Source organism: Vibrio sp. Y176 (assembly GCF_033438945.1).
Map to the genome: position 1 here is coordinate 1 of NZ_JAWOQS010000043.1, position 2,345 is coordinate 2,345.

The window sequence follows — 2,345 nt, forward strand, 5'->3', positions numbered from 1 at the left end:
TGGTTATGTTCTAGCTCCATAACCTTATAGGTATTGGAAATCAAAAATGGTAGGGCGTCATAAACGCCCGGCGCGTCTTCATTTTCCAAACCCGCGCGCATGTATTTGTATGTGCCCACACCTAAGAAAACCGCATCGTATTCATCAAGCAGTTCTTGCATCTGTACATCTTGGCCGACTTCCACATTCATGCGGAACTCAACGCCCATTTCGGTAAATACCCGACGACGATTTTCCATGACCCCTTTTTCCAATTTGAAAGAAGGAATACCAAAGGTAAGTAGGCCACCAATCTCTGGGTAACGGTCAAACACCACAGGTTTTACACCGTTGCGAACTAAGATGTCTGCTGCTGCCAGACCAGCAGGGCCGGCGCCGATGATTGCCACCTTTTTATCCGTCCACTCCACTTTGGACATGTCAGGCTTCCAGCCCATTTCAAAGGCTTTGTCGGTGATGTACTTTTCAATGTTACCTATCGTGACTGCACCAAAATCATCATTTAGTGTGCACGACCCCTCACACAAACGGTCTTGCGGACACACTCGGCCACACACTTCAGGCAAGCTGTTGGTTTGGTGTGAAAGCTCCACGGCTTCTAAAATTCGACCTTCATTCGCCAGTTTTAGCCACTGAGGAATGTAGTTATGGACGGGGCACTTCCATTCACAATATGGGTTACCGCAATCCAAACAGCGATCGGCCTGCGCTGTTGCTTGTTGTTTCGTGAACGGCTCGTAAATTTCAACAAACTCAATCTTACGAATCTTAATTGGTTTTTTCGCCGGATCTACGCGTTGAACATCGATAAATTGGTAAACGTTCTGACTCATGATTCAAACATCCTCCATGATTTATTGGGCTTGAACGCGCAGTTCAGCAGCGCTGCGGCTTTGGTGACCAAGTAGCGTGTTTAAGTCAGCCGCTTGAGGTTTCACCAAGTAGAACTTCGGAATCCATTCGTCAAAGTTCGCCAAAATATGTTCTGCATGGCTAGAGCCAGTCTCTTCGAGATGCTCCGCAATTAGGCCGCGCAAGTGCTCTTGGTGGATGTATAGATCCGACAGTGAAATGGCTTCCACCGATTCGTTGTTTACACGGCCTTGGAAGTCTTGATTTTCATCCAACACGTAAGCAAAACCGCCCGTCATACCCGCGCCGAAGTTCACACCAGTGGCGCCAAGAATAGCCACAATGCCGCCAGTCATGTACTCACAAGCGTTATCGCCAGCACCTTCTATGACGGCGATGGTGCCAGAGTTACGAACACCAAAACGCTCTCCCGCTTTGCCCGCAGCAAACAGTTTGCCTCCTGTCGCGCCGTACAAACATGTGTTACCGACAATGGTGGCTTCGTTACATTTAAATGCAGTGCCTAGGTGAGGTTTAATCACGATCTTACCACCAGCCATGCCTTTGCCTACGTAGTCGTTCGCATCACCAGTGAGGTAAAGCTCTACGCCGCCCGCATTCCAAACACCAAACGACTGGCCAGCCGTACCATCAAGATAGATTTTGATTGGCGAAGCTGCCAAACCTTGGTTGCCATAGCGTTTTGCTATCTCACCAGATAAACGCGCGCCAACAGAACGGTCGGTGTTGATGACGTTGTAGAAGAAACTTGCTGATTGGCTGTTTTCGACAGCATTCAAGGCATCATCAACGATTTTTTGGTTGAGTTCGGCTTTATCAAACGGTTTGTTTGGCTCCGTCCAAAATAGTGGATGACCTTCGGCTGAAATAGGAGCTTCTAAGATGTTTGATAGATCCAACTTGGTTTGCTTCGCAGTGAATCCCTCGACGGCTTCAAGTAAATCAGTACGACCAATTAAGTCTGTCAGCTTCTCTACGCCGAGTGCTGGGAGTAACTCACGTACTTCATCGGCAAGGCCAGTAAAATAGTTCATTACCATTTCTGGTAAGCCTTTAAAGTACTCTTTACGAAGGGTTTCATCTTGAGTTGCCACACCCGTTGCACAGTTGTTCAAGTGGCAAATACGTAAGAATTTACAACCCATAGCAACCATTGGTGCGGTACCAAACCCGAAGCTTTCCGCACCAAGAATCGCGGCCTTAACAACATCTAGCCCTGTTTTTAACCCGCCATCTACTTGAAGACGAATCTTATGGCGAAGGCCATTTGCAACCAGTGCTTGTTGGGCTTCTGCGAGGCCAAGTTCCCAAGGACTACCTGCGTATTTCACCGAAGTCAGTGGACTTGCGGCCGTACCGCCATCGTAACCTGAGATGGTGATGAGGTCGGCGTAAGCCTTTGCGACCCCTGTGGCTATGGTGCCAACGCCAGGCTCGGAGACGAGTTTCACCGAAACCAGGGCATTCGGGTT

The 2,345-nt window shown here is 48.7% G+C and carries 2 protein-coding genes; both read right to left on the reverse strand.

Annotated elements, in window-relative coordinates; genetic code table 11:
• The coding region (locus R7O13_RS23870) for an FAD-dependent oxidoreductase (RefSeq protein WP_318304804.1) at positions 1 to 833 on the reverse strand (833 nt) is incomplete at its 3' end.
• Between the two features lie 21 nt (positions 834 to 854).
• On the reverse strand, positions 855 to 2,345 hold a 1,491-nt coding region (locus R7O13_RS23875), incomplete at its 5' end, for a glutamate synthase-related protein (RefSeq protein WP_318304805.1).